Raw genomic sequence first — 22,429 nt, forward strand, 5'->3', positions numbered from 1 at the left:
AGTGGGGCACGCCGTGCCGCTGGGCGGCCCGTCGCGCCCCACTCCGGAGACCGGCGCGACCTCGCGTGGTGGTTGGGAAGATCGGTTCAGGGGGCTAGCAGGGGGGCGAGAGCGGCGCTGATCCGGGTGTCCAGTTCGGCCAGTTCCGCTTCCGTGGTGGCGATGAGCAGCCCGTAGAGCCGACCGGCGAAGGGTTCCGCGCCGGCCCCGGCGTTCACCGTGGCGAAGTTGTTCACCAGCAGGCCACTGCCCACGCCATCGAACAGCAGCTCGCCCAAGGCGTCGCGGAGGCGGTCGAACGGCAGCGCCGAGGTCAGCCGCACCGGGTAGTGGCGGGCCATCGCGAACTGACCCCGGTCGACGAACCGCTCCTGCAGCACCACCTGGTAGGTCGACATGTTGTTGCGCGCGTTGATCTCCAGCACCGGGAACAGCCCGCCGTCCGGCTCCACCAGCGCGTCGACCCCGACCACGCCGTAGTAACCGTCCTCGGCCAGCCGGGCGCCGAGCAGCGCGGCTGTCTGCTCCAGCGTCCGCACCTGCTCCTCGTCGAGTCGCGCCGGGAAGCGGTGTCCCTTGTGGACTCCGCCCTCGGTGATCGCCTCCTTGACGAAGTCGAACCGGGTGGTCCCGTCCCGCCCGACGGTGAACTGGTAGTTCAGGTCCGCCTTCTTCTCCACCCATTCCTCGAGGACGAACGCGATCCGCTCCCGCCCGGCCCGCCGCGCGGTGGTGTCGATCATCCGGCGCAGCCTGTCCAGCCGCTTCTCCCCGTTGACCACGGAGATGCCCTTGCCGGAGACGCCGAACGCCTCCTTCACCACCACCTGCGAGCCGTCGGCGAGCACCTTCCCGGCCGCGGTCACCGCTTCGGCGAGCTGGTCGAGGGTGTCGCAGGCCCAGCCGCCCGGCTGCCGGATCCCCAGCTCGTCGGCCAGGCGACGGCTGTAGACCTTGCTGTTGACCGCCTTGCACAACGCGGCAGGGGGAGCGGCGAGCGGGATCCCGGTCCGCGCGGACAGTTCTTCCTCCAAAGTGGACACGCCGTGGGCGAGCAGGTGCGCGCCGCCGGAGGCCAGCTCGGCCAGCTCCCGCACCAGTGCCGGATCGGCGAGCGCGTCCTCGGTGACGTTGCGCCCCGGGTCGGACACGACCGGGACGTGGACCTCCGGCAGGTCGAGCCCGAGATCGGCGAGGTAGGCGTGGTACGCCGGTTCCGGGGCGTTCTTGAGCACCACGTGATCGCCCTTGCCGCCGAGCAGCAGCGCGAACTCGTCCATGCTGTTGACCACCGCGGTGCCACCGGCGGCGGACACCCGCGGCAGGCCCTGCTCGTCGGCCGCCCAGTGCTCCTCGACCTCGAAGTTGCCGAGGAAGACCAGCGGCGGTTCGGCCGAGCCGAGCACGGCGGTCTTGAGCCGGGGGATGAAGGCGGGGTTTCCAGTGTCCATTTCGGCCTCTCGCGATGGGGGTGGCGGGGCCGTCAGACGACCAGGCCGCCGTTGATCTCGAACACGCTTCCGGTGATGTAGGCGGCCCGTCCGGAAACCAGGTAGGACACCAGTTCGGCGACCTCTTCGGCCTGGCCGAACCGGCGCAGCGGGATGGTCCGCAGCAGCTTTTCCCTGGCCTGCTCGCCCATCTGGCCGATCATGTCGGTGTCGATCAACCCGGGTGCCACGGCGTTGACCCGCACCCCGAACCGGCCGACCTCCTTCGCCAGCGCCTTGGTGAACCCGATGACCCCGCTCTTGGACGCCGAGTAGTTGGTCTGCGTCGGGTTCCCGTGCACGCCCGACACCGAGGACAGGGTGACCACGCTTCCCGCCCGCTGCTTGATCATCCGGAACACCGCCGGACGGCAGACGTGGTAGACCCCGTCCAGATTGGTCCGCAGCACCTGCGACCAGTCCGGCTCCGGCATCAGCGCCAGCGAGCCGTCCCGGGTGATGCCCGCCGAGGTGACCACCGCTTCCGGCGGGCCGAGTTCGCCCGCGGTGCGGTCGATCCAGGCGGCGGTGGCCTCGTGATCGGTGACGTCCACCTTGGTGCCGACCGCCCGTCCGCCGAGTTCGCGGACCTCCTTGGTCAGCGTCTCGGCCGCGTTCTCGTCGCCGCGGTAGCAGAACGCCACGTCGAACCCGTCCTGCGCGAGACGCAGCACCACGGCCCGGCCGATGCCCCGGGACCCGCCGCTGACCAGTGCGACCTTCGGCGCGTTCACCGTGACCCCCCGAGTTCGAACAACGCGCAGGCCACCGAACCGTCGTCGTCGACGGCCGTCACCACGGCGTGGTCGCGGTCGCCGCGTTCGGCGCCCTCCGCCACGCTGAGCACGGCGGCGAGCTGGAACAACGCCGTCGCCGACGAGGTGTCGCCGATCAGCCCACTGTCCGGGACGCGATCGACGACCTCGTCGCCGAACAACTCGCGCAACACCGCCGACTCGACCGCGTTCCCGTTCGTGTCGAGGAAGTCGCCGCCGGTCGCCGCCCACACCCGGTGGGCGCCGACGCCGGCGCGCTTGAGCATCGACCGCACCGCCGCGGTGATCGCGCCGGGCAGGTACCCGTCGAGGCAGATCCGCGAGTCCGAACCGGCCAGGGTGGCCAGCACGGTCCGCCCGGCCGGGACCTGATCGGCCGGCTCGAGGAGGAACATCGCGCAGCCTTCACCCATCGCGGTCGCCGGGCCGCCGCGCCGGTGGTGTTCCACCCAGGAGCGGGCGGGGGAGTACTCCTCGGCGGCGCCGCAGAGCACCCGGGCGGCGCGGCCGGTGCGCAGCAGCCGCCGGGAGTAGTCCAGCGCCTGCAGCCCGGTGGTGCGCCCGGCCGCGATGGTGGCGTTGGGGCCCTTCAGCCCGTGCCAGATCGCGGCCTGCCCGGCGGCGCAGTTCATCACGCAGCCGGGTACCGCGGCGGGTTCGACGTGATCGGGCTTGTCCCCGGTCAGCGACGCCCTGGTCAGGTTCATCATGCTCTGGGCGCTGCCGGTGGTGGTGCCGAGCACGAAGCCGATGTCGTCACGGGCCGCGCCCGGCGGAACTTCGAGGTCGGCCAGCAGGTTCCGCGCCGCGACCACGGTCAGCCCGCTGACCCGGTTCATCGCTCTGGTGCCCTTGTTGCCGAGGAACTCCCGCGGCTCGAAGCCGGGCACCGTGCCCGCCACCGCTTCGGGGACCCGCGACCAGCGATCCGGATCCGGCGGGGCCGTCGCCACCCGCCGGGTCCGGACCCCTTCGGCGAAGGAGGCCCGGTCGGGGCCGAACGGCGAGATCGCCGTCCACGCCGAGATGACCGGCGCCGTCGTCGTGCTCATACCCCTACCGCCTGTCCGTCGTAGCGGCCGAAGAGCACCACGGAGTTGTTGCCCCCGAAGGCCCAGCCGTTGTTCTGCACGATCCGCAGGTCGGCTTCCACCGAGGTGTTGGGCACGCAGTCGATCGCGCACTCCGGATCGGTTTCCACGTGGTTGATGGTGGGCGGGATGAACCGGTCGGTGATCGCCACCGAGCAGCCGATCGCGGCCAGCGCGCTCGCCGCGCCCATCGTGTGCCCGAGCATGGACTTCATCGACACCACGCGGGGCGGGCGCTCGCCGAAGGTGTCGCGGATCGCGGCGGTCTCGGTCAGGTCGTTGGCCTTGGTCCCGGTGCCGTGCGCGGAGATCAGGTCCACCTCGCCGGGTTTCACCCCGGCGTTGGCCAGCGCCAGTTCCATGCACCGGGCGATGCCGCCCTGGTGCGGGGCGACCGGGTGGTGCGCGTCGCAGGAAAGCCCGTATCCGAGCACTTCGGCGTAGATCCTCGCGCCGCGGGCCGTCGCGGACTCCAGGCTTTCCAGCAGCAGGATCCCGGCGCCCTCACCGGTGAGGATGCCCATCCGGTTGCGGTCGAACGGGCGGCAGCAGTCCGGTGCGATGCTGCGCAGCCGGTAGAAGGAGGTGAAGGTCTTGCGGCACACCGCGTCCGCGCCACCGCAGAGCGCGTAGTCGGCGTCCCCGAAGCGGATCGCGTCGAAGGAGTTGCCGATCGCGTAGTTGCCCGCCGAGCAGGCGGTGACGATGGTCGATGTCTCCACATTAGACAGTTCGAGCTCGCGGGCGATCGAAGTGGCCAGCCTGCCGGCGGAGATCCGCCGGGCCAGCCGGGGGCTCATCGACTCCGGCCCGCCGTTCAGTTCCATCGAGACCAGCTGGTCGAGTTCGTGCGACTCGCCGTCGGTGCTGCCCACCGAGATCAGGCAGCGGGCCTCGGCCAGCGCCTCCTGCGACAGCCCGGAGTCCGCCAGCGCGAGCCGCGCCGCGGCGGTGGAGAACCGGCTGGCCCGTCCGAGCTCCTCGAAGTCGATCTGCCGGATCCACCGCTCCGGCTCGAAATCGGTGACCTCGCACCCGTTCACGTGCTCGAACCCGGTGGTGTCGAACACGCTGATCGGCCGGACGTTGCTGCGCCCGGCCCGCAGTGCGGCGCTGAACTCGGCGACCCCGGTGCCGATGCTGGAGACCACCCCGAGTCCGGTGATCACCACCCGGCGGCCGGGATCGGCTGGCTGCGAAGGCATCCGGGCCTACCAGCGCGCGGATTCGGCGACGACCCCGTACACGTTCCGCAGGTCGGTCATCCGCGAGAACTGCGCCTGGTCGATGCTGACGCCGAAGGTGCGCTCCAGCGCGGCGAGCACGTCCATCAGCGCCAGCGAGTCCGCCTCGTGCTCCTCGACGAACAGGCTGGTCTCGGTCAGCTGGTCGGGTTCGAGCTCCAGGTGCTCGCAGACGATCGTCCGGATCTGGTCCATACGTGCGGAGACTGCCGTCGTCATGAGGGCTCCCGGTAGGAAAGTGTTGACTGGCAAGAAAAAGGTCAGGATGGTGCAGGACGGAAGCTATGCGGATCCGGTGACAGGCGCCTGACCGGGCGCTGACAGGCCGGCGGCGTCGGTGAACTGTCAGCAACCGGTCAACCACACCCGGCACGCTCGGCGCATGAGTCAGGACGTCACGAACCTCGTCCCGGAGCTGCCGCCGCTGGATTCCCGCGACGCCACCGGGCGGGTGCTCGCGCTCACCGACCCCGGCTCGTTCGTCGAACTGGGCAGCCGCGCCCGGCACAACGCCACCGGCTTCGGCATGGCCGCCAAACGGCCGCCGGGCGACGGGGTGGTCACCGGGATCGGCCGGATCGACGGCCGCGACATCGCGCTGTTCGCCCAGGACCCCACGGTGATCGGCGGGTCGCTCGGCGAGACGCACGCCCGCAAGATCACCAGGGTGCTCGATCACGCCGACCGCTCGCGGGTGCCCGTGGTGGGCCTGCTCGACTCCGGTGGCGCCCGTATCCAGGAGGGTGTCGGCGCGCTCGACGGCTATGGCGAGATCTTCGCCCGCAACGTCGCGTTGTCCGGGAAGGTGCCGCAGGTCAGCGTGGTGCTCGGCACCTGCGCCGGTGGCGCGGTCTATTCCCCGGCGCTGACCGACGTGGTGATCATGCGCCGGGGCGCGCGGATGTTCCTCACCGGACCCCGGGTGGTGCACGCGGTGACGCACGAGGACGTCGGCCCCGAGGAACTCGGCGGGGTCGACGTGCACACCCGGCGATCCGGCGTCGTGCACCTGGAGTGCGCGGACGCGGCGGAGGGCTTCGCGCTGGCCCGCCGCGTGCTCGGCTACCTGCCCGCCTCCTGCTGGGAGCCGGCGCCGGTGGCGATGTCCCGCGAGCCCGAGCCGATGCCCGACGTGCCGTCGAACCCGCGGCTGACCTTCGACGTGCGAGGGGTCGCCAGGGCGATCGTGGACGGCGGCAGCTTCCTCGAACTGCAGCCGGACTTCGCCCGCAACGTGGTGATCGGCTTCGCCAGGCTGGACGGCACGCCGATCGGCGTGATCGCCAACCAGCCCCGGTCACGGGCGGGCACGCTGGACATCTCCTCGGCCGAGAAGGCCGCCCGGTTCGTCCGCATGTGCGACGCCTTCGGGCTGCCGATGCTGACCCTGGTGGACACCCCCGGATTCCTGCCGGGAACGGCGCAGGAATCGGCGGGGGTGATCCGCAAGGGCGCCAAACTGCTGCACGCCTACGCGAACGCGACCGTGCCCCGGGTGACCGTGGTGCTGCGCAAGGCCTTCGGCGGGGCGTACATCGTGATGAACTCGCGCTCGCTGGGTGCGGACGCGGTGTTCGCCTGGCCCACCGCGGAACTCGCGGTGATGGGACCCGAAGGCGCGGTCGACGTCATCCACCGCCGGGAGCTCGCCGCCGACCCGGCGAGCCGCGACGAGCTGATCGAGCGGTACCGGTCGACGGTGATGAGCGCGGAGGTGGCGGCGGGCAGGCTGTCGGTGGACGAGGTGATCACCCCCGAGCGCACCCGGCAGGTGGTGAGCACGGTGCTGCGCGCCCGTGCGCGAGGCATGCAGCACCGCTACCGCCACGACAACCTGCCGCAGTGAATCACCGTTGCTAGTCGAGCACCCGGTCCTGCACCAAGATCGCCTGGTAGAGCTGCCGCATGGTGCGGCCGGGTTCCAGGCCGAGTTCGGTGCCGAGCCAGCCGCGGGTGCGGTGGAACACCGACACCGCTTCGCTCTGCCTGCCGGTGCGGTACAGCGCGAGCATCAGGTACTCGCTGAGCCGCTCCCGGCCGGGGTTCTCGGCGGCCAGTTGCCGGAGTTCGTGCACCACGCCGCGTTCGTCGCCGACCGCCAGCCTCGCCGCGATCAGGTCCTCCTGCACGGTGAGCCGTCGTTCGTCCAGGTGCGCGGCGGCCGAGCGGCACCGGGAGCCGTCGAGCACGTCGAGCAGCGCGCCACCCCGCCACAGCAGCAGGGATTCGCGGAGCAGCTCGATCGCCTCCTGCGGTACGGACTCCACCAGCCCGGCGCCGCGCCGGGACAGGGTCAAAAAGCGGCTGGTGTCCACCGAATCCGGCGGCACGTCCAGCAGGTACCCGCCGCTGACCGTGCGGACCAGTTCCTCGCCGGGCTGCCCGGTGACCGATTCGAGCAGTTTGCGCAGACGGGCGATGTTGGCCTGCAGCGCGTTGCGCGAGTTGGCGATGGAGGTCTCACCCCAGAGCTCGTCGGACAGTTGCTCCAGGGACAGTGCTTTTCCCGGGGAAAGCGCCAGCAGGGCCAGCACGGTGCGGACCTTGCGTGAGCCGACCCCGTATCTTCGCCCGCCGTGGGTTAAGGACAGCGAGCCGAGCAGATCGATTTCCATTCCAGTTGTTCCCCCATCGTCAGCGAGGGCGCCCGGACTCCCGCCGCTCCGCGCGCCTGCTTGAAAATTAGTCAAGATGGTGGCAGGGGAAATAAATACGAGGTACCTCCATTTGGACCAAATGGCGCACTTACCTGCGGGTAGGCCGGAAATGTCCCGCTGCTCGGCACCGCCGGACCGGTCATATCCTGGAATGGCTCCGTTGTGGGATGAATAGGTGGTAGTAGTACCACCGACGATGGTGGTGCTAGACCTACCCCCGCGCATTTGCCGTCATTTCTACCCGCACCAATCAATTTGTCGCGCACGGCGAAGCGTACGCAATAAGCGATCGGCCCGGTAGGTTAATGGTGTTCACGAAGCAGGTTCGGGCCCCCGGGTAAAGGGCCGTCCGCGCGACGGGGAAAAGTGCGCCCGGCACACTCTCCGTATGTCTTCGTTCAGGAATCGGCCGCTCGCCGGGCCGTGACCAGCCAGGCTCGCGAGTCGAACCAGACGCCGTCGGCGCCGGAATGACCGGCCATGGTGGAGCGCAGCCGGTCGCGGGCGCGTCCGGCCTCGGCGGTGTCGAGGCGGCGCAGCGGATCGGCCATGCGCAACACGAGCACGGCTTCGACGGCGGCCTCGGGATCCGCGCCGTAGAAGACGGGCTCGCGGAGGTCGGTGAGGTGCACGCCGGTGAACCCGGCCGCGGTCAGCACACCCTCCACCGTGGCCGGATCACCCAGTGAGAAGGCGCCGGCGTCGTTCGCCGGAGCCTCGCCGCCGAGCGCCCGGTGGATCTCGGCCACCCATTCCTGCCGGTCACCGGCCTGCCAGACCAGCTGGACCAGCCGCGCCCCCGGTCGCAGCGCGCGGCCGATGTTGGTGAACGCCCGGACCGGATCGGTGAAGAACATCGTGCCGAACCGGCTCATCCCGAGGGTGAACCCGCCCGGCGGGAACGGGTGGACCTGCGCGTCCGCCTGCTCGAAGCGCACGTTGCGGAGCTGTTCCGCCGCGGCGAGCCGGCGCGCGTGCGCCACCATCGCCGATGAGGTGTCGACGCCGAGCGCGCTGCCCGCCCTCGCCAGCCCGGCGGCCGCCCGGGTGGTCTGCCCGCCACCACAGCCGATGTCGAGCACCCTGTCCTCGGCCCCGATGTCGAGCGCCGCGCTCAGCCGTCGCTGGTACCGCCGCAGTTCGGCGTCGTAGTCGAACACGCACCTGCCCCCACTTCCGCCGGGTGGACCACCAGCATCCCAGCTCACACAGGAGGAAGCGCGGGCCGCTGCGGATACCCCTCCGCCGGGCCGGGTGCGGGGTTTTTCCGCATCGGGATGTGCCTAGATGTGGTGAAGGGTCAACGGGGGTGCGGGCGGCAGTGGATCGAGCGTGGTCTGCCAGGCGGCGAGCATCGAGGCCACCAGCCGCCCGGAGGCCGCGGCGACCACGGCGGCCGGCCGGCCCGCCAGCTCGGCGGCCACCCCGCCGTTGGCCATGACCAGCAGCACCAGGTCGGTGCTGGTGAACTCGGGACGCAGCTTCCCGGTCGCCTGCGCGCGGCGGATCAGCTCGCCGAGCCCCCGTTCGGCGTCCCCGCGGGCCCGGTCGAAGTCCACGGCGCCGGGGAAGGCGGTCAGGAACGCGCCGGTGAACCCGCGGTCGGCGATCTGCATGCGGCACACCGTCTCCACCGCCGTGCGGAACCCGCGCCACGGATCCGGGTCCGCCAGTGCTTCGTCCACAACGGACACACAGCCGACCAGCTGGTCGGTGAACACCTCGGTGATCAGCGCCTCCCTGGTCGGGAACCGGCGGTACAGGGTGGCGACGCCGACCCCGGCCCGGCGGGCGATCGCGGCCATCGGCACGTCCAGCCCGCGGTCGGCGAAGACCTCCCGCGCCGCGGCCAGGATGCGGGTGCGGTTGTGCCGCGCGTCCGCGCGCAACGGGGGCGCGGCGGGTGCTTTGTGAGGGGAATCGGCACGCATGTCTCTCACCTTAGCGTCAAGTGGAAATCTGCGTCCGGTTAGCGCGTTGGCTGGGGCAGCGACGACGGTCCGAGAGAGGAAACGAAAAATGCGCGCAGCGTTGTACGACCGGTACGGCGGTCCCGAAGTGCTCTACGCCGGAACTGTGCCCACCCCCGTTCCCCGGGCGGGTGAAGTGCTGGTCCGCGTCCACGCCGCCAGTGTGAACGGTGGCGAAACCACCGTCCGGGCGGGAAAACTGCGTGCGGTGAGCGCGGTGACCGGCCGGGGTTTCCCGAAGCGGGTGGGCGTCGACTTCGCCGGTGAGGTGGCCGCGCTGGGAAACGGTGTTTCGGAATTCGCGATCGGGGACCGGGTGTGGGGGGTGCTGGGCCGGACCTTCGGCACCGCGGCCGAATACGTGGCCGTGTCCGCCGATCGCCCGGCCCTCGCCCCCGCCGGACTGGACCTGGTGCGGGCTGGCGCGCTTCCCGGCGCCGGTACGACCGCGCTCACCGCCCTGCGTGACAAGGCCCGGCTCGGCAGCGGTGAACGGCTGCTGGTGCGTGGCGCCGCGGGCGGGGTCGGCAGTCTCGCGGTGCAACTGGGCCGTGCCTACGGCGCGCACGTCACGGCACTGGCCGGGGCGAAGCACCTGGATTTCGTGCGCGGGCTCGGTGCGGACGAGGCACTGGACTACTCCACCACCGCACCGGGAGACCTCGGCCGGTTCGACGTCGTCCTGGACACCGTGGGCACGCGGCTCGCCGACTTCCGGCGGCTGCTCTCACCCACGGGCCGGATGGTGGCGATCACCTTCGACAGTGCCCACGTCCTGCGTTCGGCAGGTGCCCTGCTGGTCACCACCGTCTTCGACCGCCGCGTGCACGCCTTCAGCGGCGACCCCCGCCACGACCTGCTCGCGGAGCTGACGCGGCTGACCGAAGCGGGGGACATCGAACCGGTGGTGGACCGGACCTACCCGCTGGCCGGAATCGCCGAAGCGCACCGGGACTTCGAAGCGGGCGGCATCCGGGGGAAGCTGGTCATCACCGTGGCTTGAGCGCGGCTCACGGTGCCGCCGTGGTGAGTTCCCAGAAATCGGCGTAGCGACCGCCGGCGTGGAGCAGGTCCTCGTGCGTGCCTGCTTCCACGATCCGGCCGCGATCGAGGAAGACGACCCGGTCGGCCCGCCGGACGGTACGCAGCCGGTGGGCCACCAGCACCACGGTCCGTCCCGCCATCAGGCGCTCGATCCCTTCGTGGACGGCCATTTCGTTCACCGGGTCCAGCGCGGAGGTCACCTCGTCGAGCAGCACGATCGGCGCGTCCTTCAGCAGTGCCCGCGCGATCGAGACCCGCTGGCGTTCACCACCGGACAGCAGGGCGCCGCCCTCGCCGACCTTCGCCGACCAGCCGCCGGGCAGCCGCTCGATCACCTCGTCCAGCCGTGCCGCCGTCGCGGCTTCCCGCACCTCGGCTTCGGTCGCGTTCGAACGGCCGAGGCGCACGTTCTCCTCGATCGTGCCGTCGAACAGGTAGACCCGCTGGAAGACGATGGCGATCCGCGCCATCAACGCCTCCGTGCTGATCGAGCGCACGTCCACCCCGCCCACGCGCACCGCGCCCGAGTCCACGTCGTAGAACCGCGCGAGCAACTGCAGCAGGGTGCTCTTGCCCCCGCCCGACGGCCCGACCACGGCGAGCCGCTGTCCTTCCGGGACGGACAGCGACAGCCCGTCGGCCACCGTCCGGTCGCCGTGCCGGAAGACCACCGAATCGAACTCCAGCGCGTGGCCCCGCGGTTGGAGCGGCGTGCGGGGTTCCGGCAGGGGTTCGGTGCGCAGCACCTCGTCGAGCCTGCCCAGTTCGGACCGCGCACCGCGCAGTTTGCCGCCGATGTCCGACAACGACAGCAGCGGATCCGCGCAGCGTGCCGCCAGCACCAGGATCGCCAGCACCTCCGCCGCGCCGATGTCCCCGCCGAGCGCGAGCAGGGCACCGAGTGCCAGCAGCCCGGTGAACGCCACCTGCACCACCAGCGTCAGGCCCACCACGCCGGGCAGTGCGGCCAGCGTGGACCGGCGGCCCGCGCGCTGCACCTCCCGCAGCGAGTCGTCGAGCAGCCGGAACCGTTCGGTGGTCCGGCCACCGGCCCGCAGCACCGGTTGCGCCTGCAGGAATTCGATGACCCGCCCGGTGGCCTCGTGCCCGCGTGCGGCGTTTTCGGCGTCGGCGGCGGCCATCGAGCGTCCCGTCCGGACCTGGATCACCGCCACGATCGGCACGGCGACGAGCGCGGCCAGCCCGAGCCGCCAGTCGGCGGCGAGCATCACGGCGACGATCGTCAGCGGGGTCACGCAGGCGGAGATGAACGGCGACAGCAGGTGCGCGATGACCCCCATCGCCTGCAGCACCCCGGGACCGGCCGTCACGGACAACTCGCCGACGCGTTTGGCGTCGTACCAGCCGATGGGCAGCCGGGCCAGGTGGTCGCCGAGGCGGTGGTACATGCCCCGCAGCAGCGTGGTCCCGGAGCGGAAACCGGCCAGATCACTGCGGAAGCGCAGTACCGCGTAGGCCGCGACCGCGCCGCCGAACGCGATCAGCCACGGCCACGCGGCCGTGGGATCGCCGCCGAAGAGCGCCCGCAGCACCGGGACGAGCAGCGCGCAGGCCAGGCCTTCGGCGATCGCAGTCGTGGTCATCAGCGCGACGGTGCGGCGCACCGGCTTGGCGTACTCGTGGCCCAGCACACGCAGCAGCAGTCGGATCATCCGAGTTCTTCTCCTTGGTGGGATCGCCAGAACGCGGCGAATTCCCCGCCACGCGCCAGCAGTTCGGCCGGGCTGCCGCGTTCGGCGATCGACCCGTTCTTCAGCAGCACCACGGTGTCGGCGCCGGCCACCGTTTCCAGGCGGTGGGCGATGACCAGCACGGTCCGCTGACCATCCGATGTGGACAAGGCCTGGCGCACGGCCAGTTCGGTCCGCGGGTCGGCGAAGGCGGTCGCCTCGTCGAGCACCAGCACGGGTGTGTCGGCGAGCAGGGCGCGGGCGATGGCGATCCGCTGTGCCTCGCCACCGGACAGCTCGGCTTCTTCCCCGAGCACGGTGTCGTAACCGCGTGGCAGTTCGAGGATCCGCTCGTGGATGTTCGCCAGCCGGGCCGCGCGGACCACGTCGTCCGGATCGGCTTCCGGTACCGCCAGCGCGATGTTCTCCGCGACGGACGCGCGCAGCAGGCGGACGTCCTGGAAGACGAACGAGACCAGCCGGTAGAGCTGTTCGCTGGGAAGGTCGCGGAGGTCGACCCCGCCGAGGGAGACCGAACCGTGGTCCGGGTCGAAGAACCGCGGCAGCAACTGGACCAAAGTGGACTTCCCGCTGCCCGACGGGCCGGTGATCGCGGTGGTCGTGCCCGGTTCCAGCACCAGGTCGATGCCGCGCAGCACCTCGTGCCCGGTGTCGTAGCCGAACCGGACGTCCCGCAGTTCGACGCGGTGTCCCCGCGGCACGGCCGGGTTCTCCGGCTCCGGCAGCGACTCCACCTCGAGCACGTCCCGGATCCGGCCGACCGCGCGCCGGGCGGCCTGCAGTTCGTCGAAACCGTGGCCGAGCGCGGCCACCGGCGCGGTGAGTCCCAGGCCCAGCACCAGGAACGGCAGCAGGTCCGCCGGGGCCAGGCCACCGGAGGTGATCAGCACCGTGCCCCCGATCAGCACCACCAGCAGCACGAACGGCGGGGACAGGGCCAGCTGCATGCCGGCGGCGGGCCCGGCCATCCCGTGCACCCACCGGTTGAAGGTGGCGACGAACCCGTCCACCGCGCCGCGGAACTCCCGGTGCGCGCGCTCGCCCCCGCCGAACGCCTTGACCTCCGAGATGCCCTGGACGAACTCGACGACCGAATCGGAGATCCGCCCCATGCCCTCGTCGAACTCCGCCTGCTCGCGCAGGCGGGACGGCGTCATCATCAGCGGCACCAGTGCCACCGCCAGCACCACGGGGATCAGCGTGATGAGCGTGAGCCGCCAGTCGACCGCGAACAGGTAGACCAGCGAGACCAGCGGCACCACGAACGCGGCCACCAGTTCGCCGGGGGCGTGCGCGAGGAACGGGTGCACGGCACCGACGTCCTCGCCCACCACCTTCGCCAGCTCACCGGTCCGCCGCCGGGAGAACCAGCCGATGGGCACGCGCCCCAGCCGCTCGGCCAGCCGCCGCCGGAAGGCCAGTTGCACCCGGCCGTCCAGCAGGTGCCCGATCCCGGCCGACGCGGCGGTGAACACCAGCCGGACGAACAGGCCCACCGCGCCGAACACCACGGCGGAGTACACCGGACCGGACTCGACCGGACCGGGGGAGAGCAGCACCCGGCCCAGTTCGACGACCGCCAGCAGCGGCGCCAGCCCCGCGACGGCGCCGATGACCTGGAAGCCGGCCACGGCCGCGAAATCCCGGCGGAACGGGCGCAGGAGCCCGGTCACGGTGGCCATCAGCCGGCCAGCGCGCGCCGCAGCACGGCGCCGAGTTCGGCGTTCTGCCGCTGTGACACCTCGGCCGACAGGATCGCCTGCGAGCCGTGGAAGGTGCCCGCCCACTGGTGCAGTTCGACCGAAACCCCCGCCTGCAGCAGGCGCTGCGCGTAGGCGATGTCCTCGTCGCGGTTCGGGCACAGCTCGGCGGTGGCGATGTAGGCGGGCGGCAGGCCGGTGAGGTCTTCGGCGCACGCCGGGGCCGCGTACGGCGTGGCGGGCTGGGAGCCGAGGTAGTGCCGCCACGCGTCGGTCACCTTGTCGTGGTTCATCCAGGGCGTGTCGGTGAAGTTCCGCGCGGACCACGACTGCTGCGAGTTGTCGAGTCCGGGCTGGTTGAGCAGCTGGAAGCGGATCGGCGGCCCCTGCTCATCACGCGCCCGCAACGCCGTCGCGGCCGCGAGCCCGCCACCGGCGCTGTGCCCGCCGACCGCGATCAGCTCCGGGTCGATGCCGAGTTCGCCCGCGTTCTCGTACGCCCAGTTGAGCACCGCGTAGGCGTCGTCGAACGCGGCCGGGAACGGGTTCTCCGGGGCCAGGCGGTAGCCCACGGAGATCACCACGGCACCGGAGTTGTGCGCGACGCGGGAGGCCCACGGGTGCTCGGTTTCCACGTCTCCCATGACGAACCCGCCGCCGTGCAGCCAGATGAGCGCGCCGTGGGCCTCGTGCGGGCGGTAGATCCGCACCGGCACGGCCGGGTCGGCGGGCACCGTCCGGTCCTCCACGTCCATGCCGGTGGTGTCGGGAGCCGGTACCGAGGTGGCCAGCTTGGCGAAGTGTTCACGCGCGGTGACCGGATCGGACAGGTCGGCCTTGGGGAAGAGCGGGAGGAACGCTTCGAGTTCGGGATCCATGCCGATGATCCTGCCGGTCGGCGCCGCCGGGATCATCCGCCGCGCGTCGCGCATCCGGCCTGGTTCGCGCGCCGATCGTCGCTTACCCTCCGGATATGGAGGCACTCGCCGAACGGCTGTCGCACCTGGACGCGGAAGCCGGGGGCGCGCTGCGGGTCGTGATGTTCTACGACACGCTGATGCGCCGCCGGGTCGACCTGCCCGCCCTCGTGCGGGCCTCCGCCGGGCTGGCCGGATGCGTGGCCGGGGTCCGGCTCCACGGCACGGGCCGGGTGATCCGGATGGGGCCCGACGGCCGCCAGACCACCGATCCGGCCGGGGGCACCTCGGTCAAGCTGCCGATCGTCCTCGACGAGGAGGAGATCGGGCTGGTGTGGCTGGAACGGCCGGGCGAGCCCGTGCCGCTCGACGACCTGGTGCTGGACCGGCTCGCCATCGCCGTCGCGGCCGTGGTCGAACGCTACGGCCCGGCCCGCACCACGATGGCCGATCCCGCGTTGATCGAGCTGGTGATCGGCGGCGACACCGACGAGGCGGGCCGGGCGAGGGCGTTGCGGTTGCTGGGTTTCGGCGCCGGCGTGCCGATCCGGGTCGCCGCCGTGCGTTCGGAGTCGCCGCTGGACCGGGTCGCCGGCGCGATCTGCCAGGGACGGCCGGTGAAGGCGGCGCCGCTGGGCGGGGTGGGTGTCATCCTGGCGTCCACTATGGACACGGCACGGTTCCCGGCTGGCGTGCGCGCGGGTGTCGGCGCCGCGGGCAGCCCCGAGTGTTCCTGGCGGGAAGCACGCACGGCACTGCGCTTCACCACGGCACGGGAGCCGGTCGTGCGGTACGCCGAACTGGGAGCACTGGCGCTGCTGGCGCAGGTCCCGCCCGAAGTCGTCCGGGACAACGCCGACGTGGCCGCGATCGCCTGCCTGGCCGGTCAGCCGGACGAGCTGGCGACACTGGACGCCTACTGCGCCACCGGTTCCCTGCGCCGGGCCGCGGACCGGCTCCACCTGCACCACAGCAGCATCGCCCGGCGGCTCGAGCAACTCGGGAAGGCACTGGGCTTCGACCTCACCGAACCCGCCGGGCTGGTCCGGGTCCGGCTCGCGCTCACCGCGTGGCGGCTGCTCGGCGACTGAGGTGCCTGATCAGCGGCGCAGGGTGATCTCCCGGTCCATGTGGGACAGCTTCTCGGGATTGCGCACCGCGTAGAGACCGGTGATCCGGCCCTCGTCGAACCGGACCGCCAGCACGGAGTCGAGTTCGCCGTCGAACTGGAAGACCAGCGCCGGGTGCCCGTTGACCTGGGCCGGGTGCATCGAGCCCGCGTCGCCGACCCGGCCGAGCCCGGCGGTCAGCACCCGGGCGACCTTGTCCGCGCCGTGGATGGGCCGGAGCACGGCCTGCTTCACGCCGCCGCCGTCGCCGAGCAGCACGACGTCCGGGGAAAGAATGTCGAGCAGGCCCTGAATATCACCGGTTTGGACGGCTCGCTGGAACGCTTCGAGCGCGGAGCGGGTCTGCGCCGGGGTGACGATCCCGCGCGGGCGGCGCTCCGCGACGTGCGCCCGCGCCCGGTGGGCGATCTGGCGGACCGCGGACTCGGTTTTCCCGACGGCTTCGGCGATTTCGTCGTAGGGCAGGTCGAACACCTCGCGCAGCACGAACACCGCCCGCTGCGTCGGGGTCAGCGTCTCCAGCACCAGCAGCATGGCCATCGAGACGCTGTCGGCCAGTTCCACGTCGTCGGCCACGTCGGGTGCGGTGAGCAGCGGCTCGGGCAACCAGGAACCGACGTAGGACTCCTTGCGGCGCCCGAGCGTGCGCAACCGGGTCAGCGCCTGGCGGGTGGCGATCTTGACCAGGTACGCGCGCTGGTCCCGCACCTCGGTGAGGTCCACGTCCACCCACCGCAGCCAGGTCTCCTGCAGCACGTCCTCGGCGTCGGCGGCCGAGCCCAGCATCTCGTAGGCCACGGTGAACAACAGGTTGCGATGGGTGACGAACGCGTCCGTGCTCTCGCTGCCTTCGGTGCCCTGCATGCTGGCTCCCGCCTTTCCTCGTCCGGTTCGCCCACCAGACGCCGGGCCCGCCCGATCTGTGACACCGGTGTGACCGCCGTCTCCCGCTGTCACAGGATCCGGGGTGGCCGGCATCTGGTGTCCGTACCCCCTGCCACGACGAACGAGGAGACACCATGGACGCCCGATTCAACCTGATGGACAACGAGGTCGCCGCCAAGTTCAGCAAGCGCTTCCTCGGTGCCGCGCTGGTGATCGAGCACTCGGCGCTGCCCGCGACCACGCAGGAACTGGTCAAGATCAGGGCCAGCCAGCTCAACGGCTGCGGGTTCTGCCTCGACATGCACACCAAGGACGCCGCGGCCGCGGGGGAGAGCGCGGTCCGGCTCGCCCTGATCGCGGCCTGGCGCGAGGCGACGGTGTTCACCGAAGCCGAGCGGGCCGTGCTGGCCCTCACCGAGGAGGGCACCCGGCTCGCCGACGCGCACCAGGGCGTGTCCGACGAGACGTGGGCCCGGGTGCGCGAGCACTTCGACGACGACCAGGTGGCCGCGCTGGTGTGCCTGGTGGCGATGATCAACGCGGCGAACCGGATGAACGTGATCGTGCGCAACCCGGCGGGCGCCTACGAGCCCGGCATGTTCGCCGCGCTGAGCCAGTGATCGGACAGGCCCCGGATCCGCCGGATCCGGGGCCTCACCCCGGTTCGACGGTGATCGAGGCGAAGGCGCGGGAGAGCAGCGCGGGCAGCGAGCCGCCGGTGGCGACCCAGTCGTCCAGGCAGACGCGGACCGCGCCCATGGCGAGCACCGCCAGCAGGCGCGGCCGTGGATCGGGCTCGGACGACGCGGGGAAGCGGGGCGCCAGCAGCCCGGCGATGGCGTCCTCGTAGCGCTGGTAGGTCTGCGCGGTCCAGGCGTGCAGTGCCGGTGACGAGCGGGTGAGGCGGGCGAGCTCCCAGATCTCGCCGCGGTGGCCGGAGAAGTGCCCGGCGAGCTCGTCGAACGCCGCGACCAGCGCCGCCTTCGCGGACAAGTGCTCCGGCTGACGCGCCAGCGCTTCGGTGACCAGCACGAGCCAGGGGCCGGTGACGCCTTCCGCGATGGCGCTCTCTTTCGTGTTGTAGTACCGGAAGAAGGTGGCACGGGCGACCTCGGCGTCGGCCGCGATCTGCTCCACCGTGGTGCTCGCGACCCCGTGCCGCCCGGCGAGCCGGGCCGCCGACGCGGCGATGCGGGCGCTGGTCGCCCGCCTCTTGCGGGCGGCGAGACCGTCCGGTTCACTGTGAGACACAGTCTCATTATGTGCCCGGTCTTCTCGGAAGGTGTGCCTGCATGGGCGAGAACCAGCGCCGCCGGATCGTCATGTCCGCCGAGGAGATCGCGCGGTTCCTGGACGAGCAGCGCGTGGCCACGCTGGCGACGGTCGGCTCGTCGGGCCAGCCGCACCTGGTGGCGATGTGGTACGCCGTGCTCGACGGGGTGCTGTGGTTCGAGACGAAGGCCAAGTCGCAGAAGGCGGTGAACCTGCGCCGGGACGGCCGGGCCACGGTGATGATCGAGACGGGCCACACCTACGACGCCCTGCGCGGGGTGGCCATGGAGGGCCACGCGACGATCGTCGACGACCCGGACGCGCTGTGGGCGGTCGGGGTCGGCGTGTGGGAGCGGTACAACGGGCCCTACAGCGAAGAGGTCAAGCCGATGGTCGAGTTCATGCTCGCCAAGCGCGTGGCCGTGCGGTTCGACGCCGAGCGGATCCGCTCGTGGGACCACCGCAAGCTCGGCCTGCCCGCGCTGGAGGTCGCCGGGAGCACCGCCGCCCATCTCTGAGCGGTCCGAAGTGGACTTCCCAGAGCCGGCTCGGCGGGAACCCGTCGGGTCCATGGTGGGAGGCTCCCGCACCGAGCCGGCGAGATCGACCGTATCCGGCGTGACTGGTGCCCGGCTCGGTTCCCGCTCGTGAAGCCCCGGACGCCGGTCCCCGGTCGGGCAATTTCCAACCCGGCGCGAAAATGCTTGTCCTTTCGGTGAGTGAAATGAGAAAGCGGTGATTCCGCGCCGTTTCCGAAATGGCATGGCGCACCAGGGGAAAACGGGTAAAGTGTGGCCCCCGAGTGAGGGCGAAGCCTATGCCGAGGGGGCAGCATGAGTATTGTCCGGGAGGATTACCGGTGGACTGATGCGCCCGGCGCGGCGACGGCCGCCGAATCGCTCGGGGTGGCCGTGATCGATCTCGGCGCGATCGCGCACAATACCGAATTGCTGCGGGCACGCAGTTCCGGTGAGCTCATGGCGGTGGTCAAGGCGGACGGTTTCGGGCACGGCGTGCTCCCGGTCGCCACCACCGCGCTCGCGCACGGCGCGACCTGGCTGGGCGTCACCTCGCTCGCCGAGGCGCTGCACCTGCGTGCCGCCGGGATCACCGCGCCGGTGCTGAGCTGGCTCCACCTGCCGGACGAGGACTTCGCCCCGGCCATCACCGGTGACATCGACCTGTCGGTCTCGTCGATCGAGCACCTCGACGGCATCGCCGCGAGCGCCGAACGGGCGGGGAAGTGCGCGTATGTGCACCTCAAGGTGGATACCGGCCTGTCGCGCTCACCGCCGACTGCGCCTGCGGGACCACCATGACCGCCTTCGCGACGGTGACATTCACCAGCAGCACGACGATCGCGACGACGATTAACGCTGCGGTTGAGCGCGGCCATGCGCATGGCCCTGTTCGGCGGCGGCGCCATCGGGGGCCCGGTCGCCGGCCTGCCCGCGACCTGGTGGGGGCTGCACACGGCCCTGTGGGTACTGGCCATCGCCTCGGTGGCGATGTTGTTCCCGCTGATGGCTTCGCCGGTGGGGCGGTTGAAGGAGATGCCTACGCAGCCGGATCTGGTTCCTGGCGGCTGATCGTTGGTGGGGGCCACCCCGGTTTGGGGGCCACCCCGGTTTTTTAGTGTGACTACGGCGGGGGTGCCGTAGTGGTCGCGTTGGGCGGCCGGGTGGCTGTTCCGTGGGGGCGGGAGGGCGTGGGTGGGTGACACGAATGTGGCTTTGGGGGCCGAATCCGCTCCGAAAGCCACATTCGTGACATGGAGGTGGTGGGTTCGGGTACTCGGGGGGCACGAGCAGCGAAAACTAAGGAGTGGACTGATGCCGTCCTACCACCACACCGGCACCGTCGACGTGCCTGCCGAGGACCTCTTCGGCTACCTCGCCGAGCCGGGCAACCTGCCCCACTTCCTGCCCTCGATGACCGAGGCGCACCGCGAAGGCGGCGACCGGGTCCACGTGGAGGCCGAGGTGCACGGCAAGCACGTCGAAGGCGAGGCGTGGCTGCGCGTGGACCAAGGCGCCAGGACCCTGAAGTGGGGCGCGCCCGGCGAGGACGACTACCACGGTGAGCTGAGCGTGACCGAGACCGAACCGGGCACCAGCGAGGTCACCATCGAATTGCACACCGAGCGCGCCGGTGGCGACGACGTCCAGCGTGGGCTGGAGGAGGCCGTCGCCACGTTGTCCCAGCGCGCGGCCGCCGAAACCGACAAGGAGGCGGCCGAGCACCAGGAGGGCTGGTCTTAAACACCACCCGGCTGGGTGACGCCGTTGACCGACAGGGTGTACGGCGCGTACTGCTGCACCCGTTCGGTCGGCTCGTCGTAGGCGATCACCGCGACGACCCGGGGGAACGGGGCCAGCAATAGCAGCCGGGGCCGGTTCAGGCTGAACCGGTCCTGCCCGTCGAACTCCAGTTGCAGGGCCGCGGTGTGCCGCTCGTCGTACCCGATCAGGCGGACGTTCCAGTTGGCCACCTCGATCGGGGCGGCCTCCGTCGGCGAGTCGAACGCGTCGAGGTTCGAGCCGTCGCTGAGGGTGGCGCCGCCGAGGGTGACGTCGTCGACCCGGAGGCCGCCTTCGTTGGTGCCGCCGTCGCTGATGTAGCGGAAGCTGAGCAGGACCGATCGGCCCGCGTAGGCGGACAGGTCGAACGAGTGCGGCTCGAAACCGTCCGTGGTGCCGTTCAGCCCGGGGCCGAGCGGCGCCTCGACGGTCCGGTCACCGGCGACCGCGGTGTAGGTCTTGCCCCCGTCGGCGGAAACCATCACGTAGGCGTGGTCGAAGCCGAACTCGGCGCCGTACTTGGCGAGCAGGCGCAGCGTCGGATCCGCGGACGGCACGGTGACCGGGGTGACCGCCGCGGAGTCCAGGTTGTAGTCGTTGCCCGACCAGAGCACGGGATCGCCGGGCCGGTCCGGGTCGTCGGCGACTACCGTCCACTTGAGAGGGAGCGGTGGTAGCGCGTCCGCTCCGGTGAATTCGAGCGACTTCAGACTTCGTCCACTGAGGACCGTGCCATCGGCGCCGGACAGCAGGGTGTAGTCCGCGCCGTTGGGGGCCGCGCCCGGATCGTCGTGGACGTCCGGATTGGCGAAGTTGACGGTGGAGCGCAGGCTCGCCGTGGTCACGCGGTCCTTCGGGACGCCGAAGGTGACACCGCGCCGCTCGCCGACGACCTTGTCCAGGAGCGTTGAGGACTGGAAGTCGTGCAGCACCCGGTACAGGCCGGGCGCGCCTTCGGCCCGGACCGCGGCTTCCACACTGCCGAGCCCTTGGAGTTCGCCGTCCCGGTGCAGCCGCGTCACCAGGTCGGCACCGAAGTGGTCGTACAGGTAGAGCAGGAACGCGTACGCGTGGCCGATGTCGGCGGGCGATTTCCCCTCACCCCAGAGGTTGAGCGAGTTCTCCGGCCCGCCGCAGTCGCGGGGGGTGTTGAACGGGGTCGCCACGCTGCCGAAGCCCTGGAAACAGGCGATCCGGCTCTCGGAGAACGGTTCGAACACCGTGGCCTTCGTGTTCGCGTAACCGGCGAACGCTTCGGCGAACAGCGAAATGCCTTCTTCGAGCCAGACGGATTCGAAGGGATCGGCGTAGTACATCAGCATGTGCTGCCGCTCGTGGGCGATGCTGGCCTCGAAGTTGCGCGGCCGGGCGGGCCTGCTGGTGCACGGGTCGGCGGTCGGCTCGTCCGGCGGGTTCGCGCCCGTGCGGTGGCGCCAGTCGAAGGCGTCGACGCTGATCACGTTGCGGTCGAGCAGTTCGGTGAACTGGCGGGAGAAGAACCCGGTGATGCCCTGCGGCGCGGCGGGCCGGTCGTAGTAGTTGAGGTCGCGGATGTTGTCGACCAGCACCACGGTCTTGCCGCCGTCACCGGTGTAGGTCCCGCCGTTCCCGGCGGCGTCCGGGCCGAGGAGGGCGCCGGTGCCGTCCCGGCTCGGGGGCGTGCTGAAGAGCGCTTCTTCCTTCGGGAGGATGTTGCCGTCGAACTCGGTGACCATCGCCGCCACCTGGGCGTCGGTGATCTCCGTCGAGGACGGGATCCGGGCGCGGCAGTCGCCGGCCTGGAAGGCCAGGTCGTCGGCCACCCAGACCTCGACGCCGGTGCCGGTGCCGCGCAGGGTGTAGTTCTTGCGGTAGATCCCGCCCTTGAAGTCGTCGAGCGCGATCCACTGCCGGGCCGTGCCCACCGGCGGTGTCTCCGACTGCGCCCGTCTCGTGTTTTCCGTTGGCGTGTGTTTCGCCGGAACGGCGATTTTCCGCCCGTCGACCGGGTAATTCTTCCGGGACAGTTCCCCGGCGTCGGCCGGAGCTGCTCCGGTGGCCGCCGAGGCCGGTGGCACCTGCAGGAACGGAATGACCAGCAGTATGGCCACGGCCTCGGCGAACCGTCTTCTTCTCCGGGTGTCCGGGAAATGAATCATGGTGTTTCCTCCCCTGAGAGAAGGGGAATTTAGCAGGCCTTCCCGGTCGGTCACCATTGTTCGGGAAGGTCGCGGACACCGCAGTTCCTTACGACCGGATAAG

General features: G+C 71.1%; 22 protein-coding genes. 8 read left to right on the top strand and 14 right to left on the bottom strand.

Features of this window, described 5'->3' with window-relative positions:
• Positions 1 to 86: 86 nt before the first annotated feature.
• From L3Q67_RS29200 to L3Q67_RS29220, 5 genes are read right to left on the bottom strand one after another with little or no spacing between them, the layout of a single operon-like run.
• On the bottom strand, positions 87 to 1,451 hold the full coding sequence (locus L3Q67_RS29200; protein WP_499184638.1) for a preATP grasp domain-containing protein: 1,365 nt from the start codon (positions 1,449 to 1,451) through the stop codon (positions 87 to 89).
• 32 nt (positions 1,452 to 1,483) lie between these two features.
• Positions 1,484 to 2,224: a Rossmann-fold NAD(P)-binding domain-containing protein gene (gene fabG, locus L3Q67_RS29205; protein ID WP_499184639.1), complete on the bottom strand. Its 741-nt coding sequence runs from the start codon at positions 2,222 to 2,224 to the stop codon at positions 1,484 to 1,486.
• Positions 2,221 to 3,318: a beta-ketoacyl-[acyl-carrier-protein] synthase family protein gene (locus L3Q67_RS29210; protein ID WP_499184640.1), complete on the bottom strand. Its 1,098-nt coding sequence runs from the start codon at positions 3,316 to 3,318 to the stop codon at positions 2,221 to 2,223. Before L3Q67_RS29210 ends, fabG begins: the two co-directional genes overlap by 4 nt.
• A complete protein-coding gene (locus L3Q67_RS29215) occupies positions 3,315 to 4,562 on the bottom strand; it encodes a beta-ketoacyl-[acyl-carrier-protein] synthase family protein (protein WP_499184641.1) in 1,248 nt (415 codons plus the stop codon). The genes L3Q67_RS29210 and L3Q67_RS29215 overlap by 4 nt, the downstream gene beginning before the upstream one ends.
• Before the next feature lie 6 nt (positions 4,563 to 4,568).
• Positions 4,569 to 4,820, bottom strand: coding sequence for an acyl carrier protein (locus tag L3Q67_RS29220; RefSeq protein ID WP_499184642.1), 252 nt, complete (start codon positions 4,818 to 4,820; stop codon positions 4,569 to 4,571).
• 163 nt (positions 4,821 to 4,983) lie between these two features.
• Between L3Q67_RS29220 and L3Q67_RS29225 the strand changes: the two genes are divergently transcribed.
• A complete protein-coding gene (locus L3Q67_RS29225) occupies positions 4,984 to 6,447 on the top strand; it encodes an acyl-CoA carboxylase subunit beta (RefSeq protein ID WP_499184643.1) in 1,464 nt (487 codons plus the stop codon).
• A 10-nt stretch (positions 6,448 to 6,457) separates the two neighbouring features.
• On the opposite strand, the gene L3Q67_RS29230 is transcribed toward L3Q67_RS29225, so the two are convergent.
• The 3 genes from L3Q67_RS29230 to L3Q67_RS29240 all read right to left on the bottom strand — a co-directional run bounded on the left by L3Q67_RS29230 (position 6,458) and on the right by L3Q67_RS29240 (position 9,189).
• On the bottom strand, positions 6,458 to 7,216 hold the full coding sequence (locus L3Q67_RS29230; protein ID WP_499184644.1) for an AfsR/SARP family transcriptional regulator: 759 nt from the start codon (positions 7,214 to 7,216) through the stop codon (positions 6,458 to 6,460).
• Between the two features lie 440 nt (positions 7,217 to 7,656).
• Entirely contained in the window at positions 7,657 to 8,418 is a 762-nt protein-coding gene (locus L3Q67_RS29235) for a class I SAM-dependent methyltransferase (RefSeq protein ID WP_499184645.1), read from the bottom strand.
• Between the two features lie 123 nt (positions 8,419 to 8,541).
• A complete protein-coding gene (locus L3Q67_RS29240; protein ID WP_499184646.1) occupies positions 8,542 to 9,189 on the bottom strand; it encodes a TetR/AcrR family transcriptional regulator in 648 nt (215 codons plus the stop codon).
• A gap of 88 nt (positions 9,190 to 9,277) precedes the next feature.
• Here L3Q67_RS29240 and L3Q67_RS29245 point away from each other — a divergent pair, with 88 nt between their 5' ends.
• On the top strand, positions 9,278 to 10,231 hold the full coding sequence (locus L3Q67_RS29245; protein ID WP_499184647.1) for an NAD(P)-dependent alcohol dehydrogenase: 954 nt from the start codon (positions 9,278 to 9,280) through the stop codon (positions 10,229 to 10,231).
• Between the two features lie 7 nt (positions 10,232 to 10,238).
• On the opposite strand, the gene L3Q67_RS29250 is transcribed toward L3Q67_RS29245, so the two are convergent.
• The 3 genes from L3Q67_RS29250 to L3Q67_RS29260 are packed head-to-tail and all read right to left on the bottom strand — an operon-like array spanning position 10,239 to position 14,562.
• Positions 10,239 to 11,945 (bottom strand): ABC transporter ATP-binding protein, encoded by a 1,707-nt coding sequence (locus L3Q67_RS29250; protein ID WP_499184648.1) that lies wholly within the window; start codon positions 11,943 to 11,945, stop codon positions 10,239 to 10,241.
• Positions 11,942 to 13,666 carry an ABC transporter ATP-binding protein gene (locus L3Q67_RS29255; RefSeq protein WP_499184649.1) on the bottom strand — a complete coding sequence of 575 codons (1,725 nt, stop codon included), beginning with the start codon at positions 13,664 to 13,666 and terminating at the stop codon, positions 11,942 to 11,944. Before L3Q67_RS29255 ends, L3Q67_RS29250 begins: the two co-directional genes overlap by 4 nt.
• Complete coding sequence (locus L3Q67_RS29260) at positions 13,666 to 14,562, bottom strand: alpha/beta hydrolase (protein ID WP_499191673.1); 897 nt, start codon at positions 14,560 to 14,562, stop codon at positions 13,666 to 13,668. Before L3Q67_RS29260 ends, L3Q67_RS29255 begins: the two co-directional genes overlap by 1 nt.
• 95 nt (positions 14,563 to 14,657) lie before the next feature.
• Between L3Q67_RS29260 and L3Q67_RS29265 the strand changes: the two genes are divergently transcribed.
• A complete protein-coding gene (locus L3Q67_RS29265; protein ID WP_499184650.1) occupies positions 14,658 to 15,692 on the top strand; it encodes a CdaR family protein in 1,035 nt (344 codons plus the stop codon).
• 9 nt (positions 15,693 to 15,701) lie between these two features.
• Here the strand turns inward: L3Q67_RS29265 and L3Q67_RS29270 are convergent, their stop codons facing one another.
• Positions 15,702 to 16,595 carry a sigma-70 family RNA polymerase sigma factor family protein gene (locus L3Q67_RS29270; protein WP_499184651.1) on the bottom strand — a complete coding sequence of 298 codons (894 nt, stop codon included), beginning with the start codon at positions 16,593 to 16,595 and terminating at the stop codon, positions 15,702 to 15,704.
• A gap of 155 nt (positions 16,596 to 16,750) precedes the next feature.
• On the opposite strand from L3Q67_RS29270, the gene L3Q67_RS29275 reads away from it, so the two are divergent.
• Positions 16,751 to 17,236: a carboxymuconolactone decarboxylase family protein gene (locus tag L3Q67_RS29275; protein WP_499184652.1), complete on the top strand. Its 486-nt coding sequence runs from the start codon at positions 16,751 to 16,753 to the stop codon at positions 17,234 to 17,236.
• Positions 17,237 to 17,270: 34 nt separating this feature from the next.
• Here L3Q67_RS29275 and L3Q67_RS29280 read toward each other — a convergent pair whose 3' ends face one another.
• Entirely contained in the window at positions 17,271 to 17,867 is a 597-nt protein-coding gene (locus tag L3Q67_RS29280; RefSeq protein ID WP_499184653.1) for a TetR/AcrR family transcriptional regulator, read from the bottom strand.
• Positions 17,868 to 17,908: 41 nt separating this feature from the next.
• On the opposite strand from L3Q67_RS29280, the gene L3Q67_RS29285 reads away from it, so the two are divergent.
• The 4 genes from L3Q67_RS29285 to L3Q67_RS29300 all read left to right on the top strand — a co-directional run bounded on the left by L3Q67_RS29285 (position 17,909) and on the right by L3Q67_RS29300 (position 20,149).
• The gene (locus tag L3Q67_RS29285; RefSeq protein ID WP_499184654.1) at positions 17,909 to 18,406 is read left to right on the top strand and encodes a pyridoxamine 5'-phosphate oxidase family protein; all 498 of its coding nucleotides are present in this window, start codon (positions 17,909 to 17,911) and stop codon (positions 18,404 to 18,406) included.
• A 315-nt stretch (positions 18,407 to 18,721) separates the two neighbouring features.
• Positions 18,722 to 19,207: an alanine racemase gene (locus L3Q67_RS29290; RefSeq protein ID WP_499184655.1), complete on the top strand. Its 486-nt coding sequence runs from the start codon at positions 18,722 to 18,724 to the stop codon at positions 19,205 to 19,207.
• Between the two features lie 75 nt (positions 19,208 to 19,282).
• Positions 19,283 to 19,477 carry a hypothetical protein gene (locus tag L3Q67_RS29295; RefSeq protein WP_499184656.1) on the top strand — a complete coding sequence of 65 codons (195 nt, stop codon included), beginning with the start codon at positions 19,283 to 19,285 and terminating at the stop codon, positions 19,475 to 19,477.
• A 243-nt stretch (positions 19,478 to 19,720) separates the two neighbouring features.
• Positions 19,721 to 20,149: an SRPBCC family protein gene (locus L3Q67_RS29300; protein WP_209667811.1), complete on the top strand. Its 429-nt coding sequence runs from the start codon at positions 19,721 to 19,723 to the stop codon at positions 20,147 to 20,149.
• Here L3Q67_RS29300 and L3Q67_RS29305 read toward each other — a convergent pair.
• Entirely contained in the window at positions 20,146 to 22,326 is a 2,181-nt protein-coding gene (locus L3Q67_RS29305; RefSeq protein ID WP_499184657.1) for a M6 family metallopeptidase, read from the bottom strand. The genes L3Q67_RS29300 and L3Q67_RS29305 overlap by 4 nt on opposite strands.
• Between the last annotated feature and the right edge of the window lie 103 nt (positions 22,327 to 22,429).

It is taken from the genome of Saccharothrix sp. AJ9571 (assembly GCF_021725495.1).
Lineage (GTDB): Bacteria > Actinomycetota > Actinomycetes > Mycobacteriales > Pseudonocardiaceae > Amycolatopsis > Amycolatopsis magusensis.

Bases quoted from the DNA above. Each gene is read 5' to 3' on its own strand.
- L3Q67_RS29265 (WP_499184650.1), top strand. From the start codon at position 14,658: ATGGAGGCACTCGCCGAACGGCTGTCGCACCTGGACGCGGAAGCCGGG.
- L3Q67_RS29210 (WP_499184640.1), bottom strand. From the start codon at position 3,318: ATGAGCACGACGACGGCGCCGGTCATCTCGGCGTGGACGGCGATCTCG.
- L3Q67_RS29300 (WP_209667811.1), top strand. From the start codon at position 19,721: ATGCCGTCCTACCACCACACCGGCACCGTCGACGTGCCTGCCGAGGAC.
- L3Q67_RS29285 (WP_499184654.1), top strand. From the start codon at position 17,909: ATGGGCGAGAACCAGCGCCGCCGGATCGTCATGTCCGCCGAGGAGATC.
- L3Q67_RS29200 (WP_499184638.1), bottom strand. From the start codon at position 1,451: ATGGACACTGGAAACCCCGCCTTCATCCCCCGGCTCAAGACCGCCGTG.
- L3Q67_RS29225 (WP_499184643.1), top strand. From the start codon at position 4,984: ATGAGTCAGGACGTCACGAACCTCGTCCCGGAGCTGCCGCCGCTGGAT.
- L3Q67_RS29260 (WP_499191673.1), bottom strand. From the start codon at position 14,562: ATGGATCCCGAACTCGAAGCGTTCCTCCCGCTCTTCCCCAAGGCCGAC.
- L3Q67_RS29270 (WP_499184651.1), bottom strand. From the start codon at position 16,595: ATGCAGGGCACCGAAGGCAGCGAGAGCACGGACGCGTTCGTCACCCAT.
- L3Q67_RS29290 (WP_499184655.1), top strand. From the start codon at position 18,722: ATGAGTATTGTCCGGGAGGATTACCGGTGGACTGATGCGCCCGGCGCG.
- L3Q67_RS29240 (WP_499184646.1), bottom strand. From the start codon at position 9,189: ATGCGTGCCGATTCCCCTCACAAAGCACCCGCCGCGCCCCCGTTGCGC.
- L3Q67_RS29220 (WP_499184642.1), bottom strand. From the start codon at position 4,820: ATGACGACGGCAGTCTCCGCACGTATGGACCAGATCCGGACGATCGTC.
- L3Q67_RS29305 (WP_499184657.1), bottom strand. From the start codon at position 22,326: ATGATTCATTTCCCGGACACCCGGAGAAGAAGACGGTTCGCCGAGGCC.
- L3Q67_RS29230 (WP_499184644.1), bottom strand. From the start codon at position 7,216: ATGGAAATCGATCTGCTCGGCTCGCTGTCCTTAACCCACGGCGGGCGA.
- L3Q67_RS29255 (WP_499184649.1), bottom strand. From the start codon at position 13,666: ATGGCCACCGTGACCGGGCTCCTGCGCCCGTTCCGCCGGGATTTCGCG.
- L3Q67_RS29250 (WP_499184648.1), bottom strand. From the start codon at position 11,945: ATGATCCGACTGCTGCTGCGTGTGCTGGGCCACGAGTACGCCAAGCCG.
- L3Q67_RS29245 (WP_499184647.1), top strand. From the start codon at position 9,278: ATGCGCGCAGCGTTGTACGACCGGTACGGCGGTCCCGAAGTGCTCTAC.
- L3Q67_RS29215 (WP_499184641.1), bottom strand. From the start codon at position 4,562: ATGCCTTCGCAGCCAGCCGATCCCGGCCGCCGGGTGGTGATCACCGGA.
- L3Q67_RS29275 (WP_499184652.1), top strand. From the start codon at position 16,751: ATGGACGCCCGATTCAACCTGATGGACAACGAGGTCGCCGCCAAGTTC.
- L3Q67_RS29295 (WP_499184656.1), top strand. From the start codon at position 19,283: ATGCGCATGGCCCTGTTCGGCGGCGGCGCCATCGGGGGCCCGGTCGCC.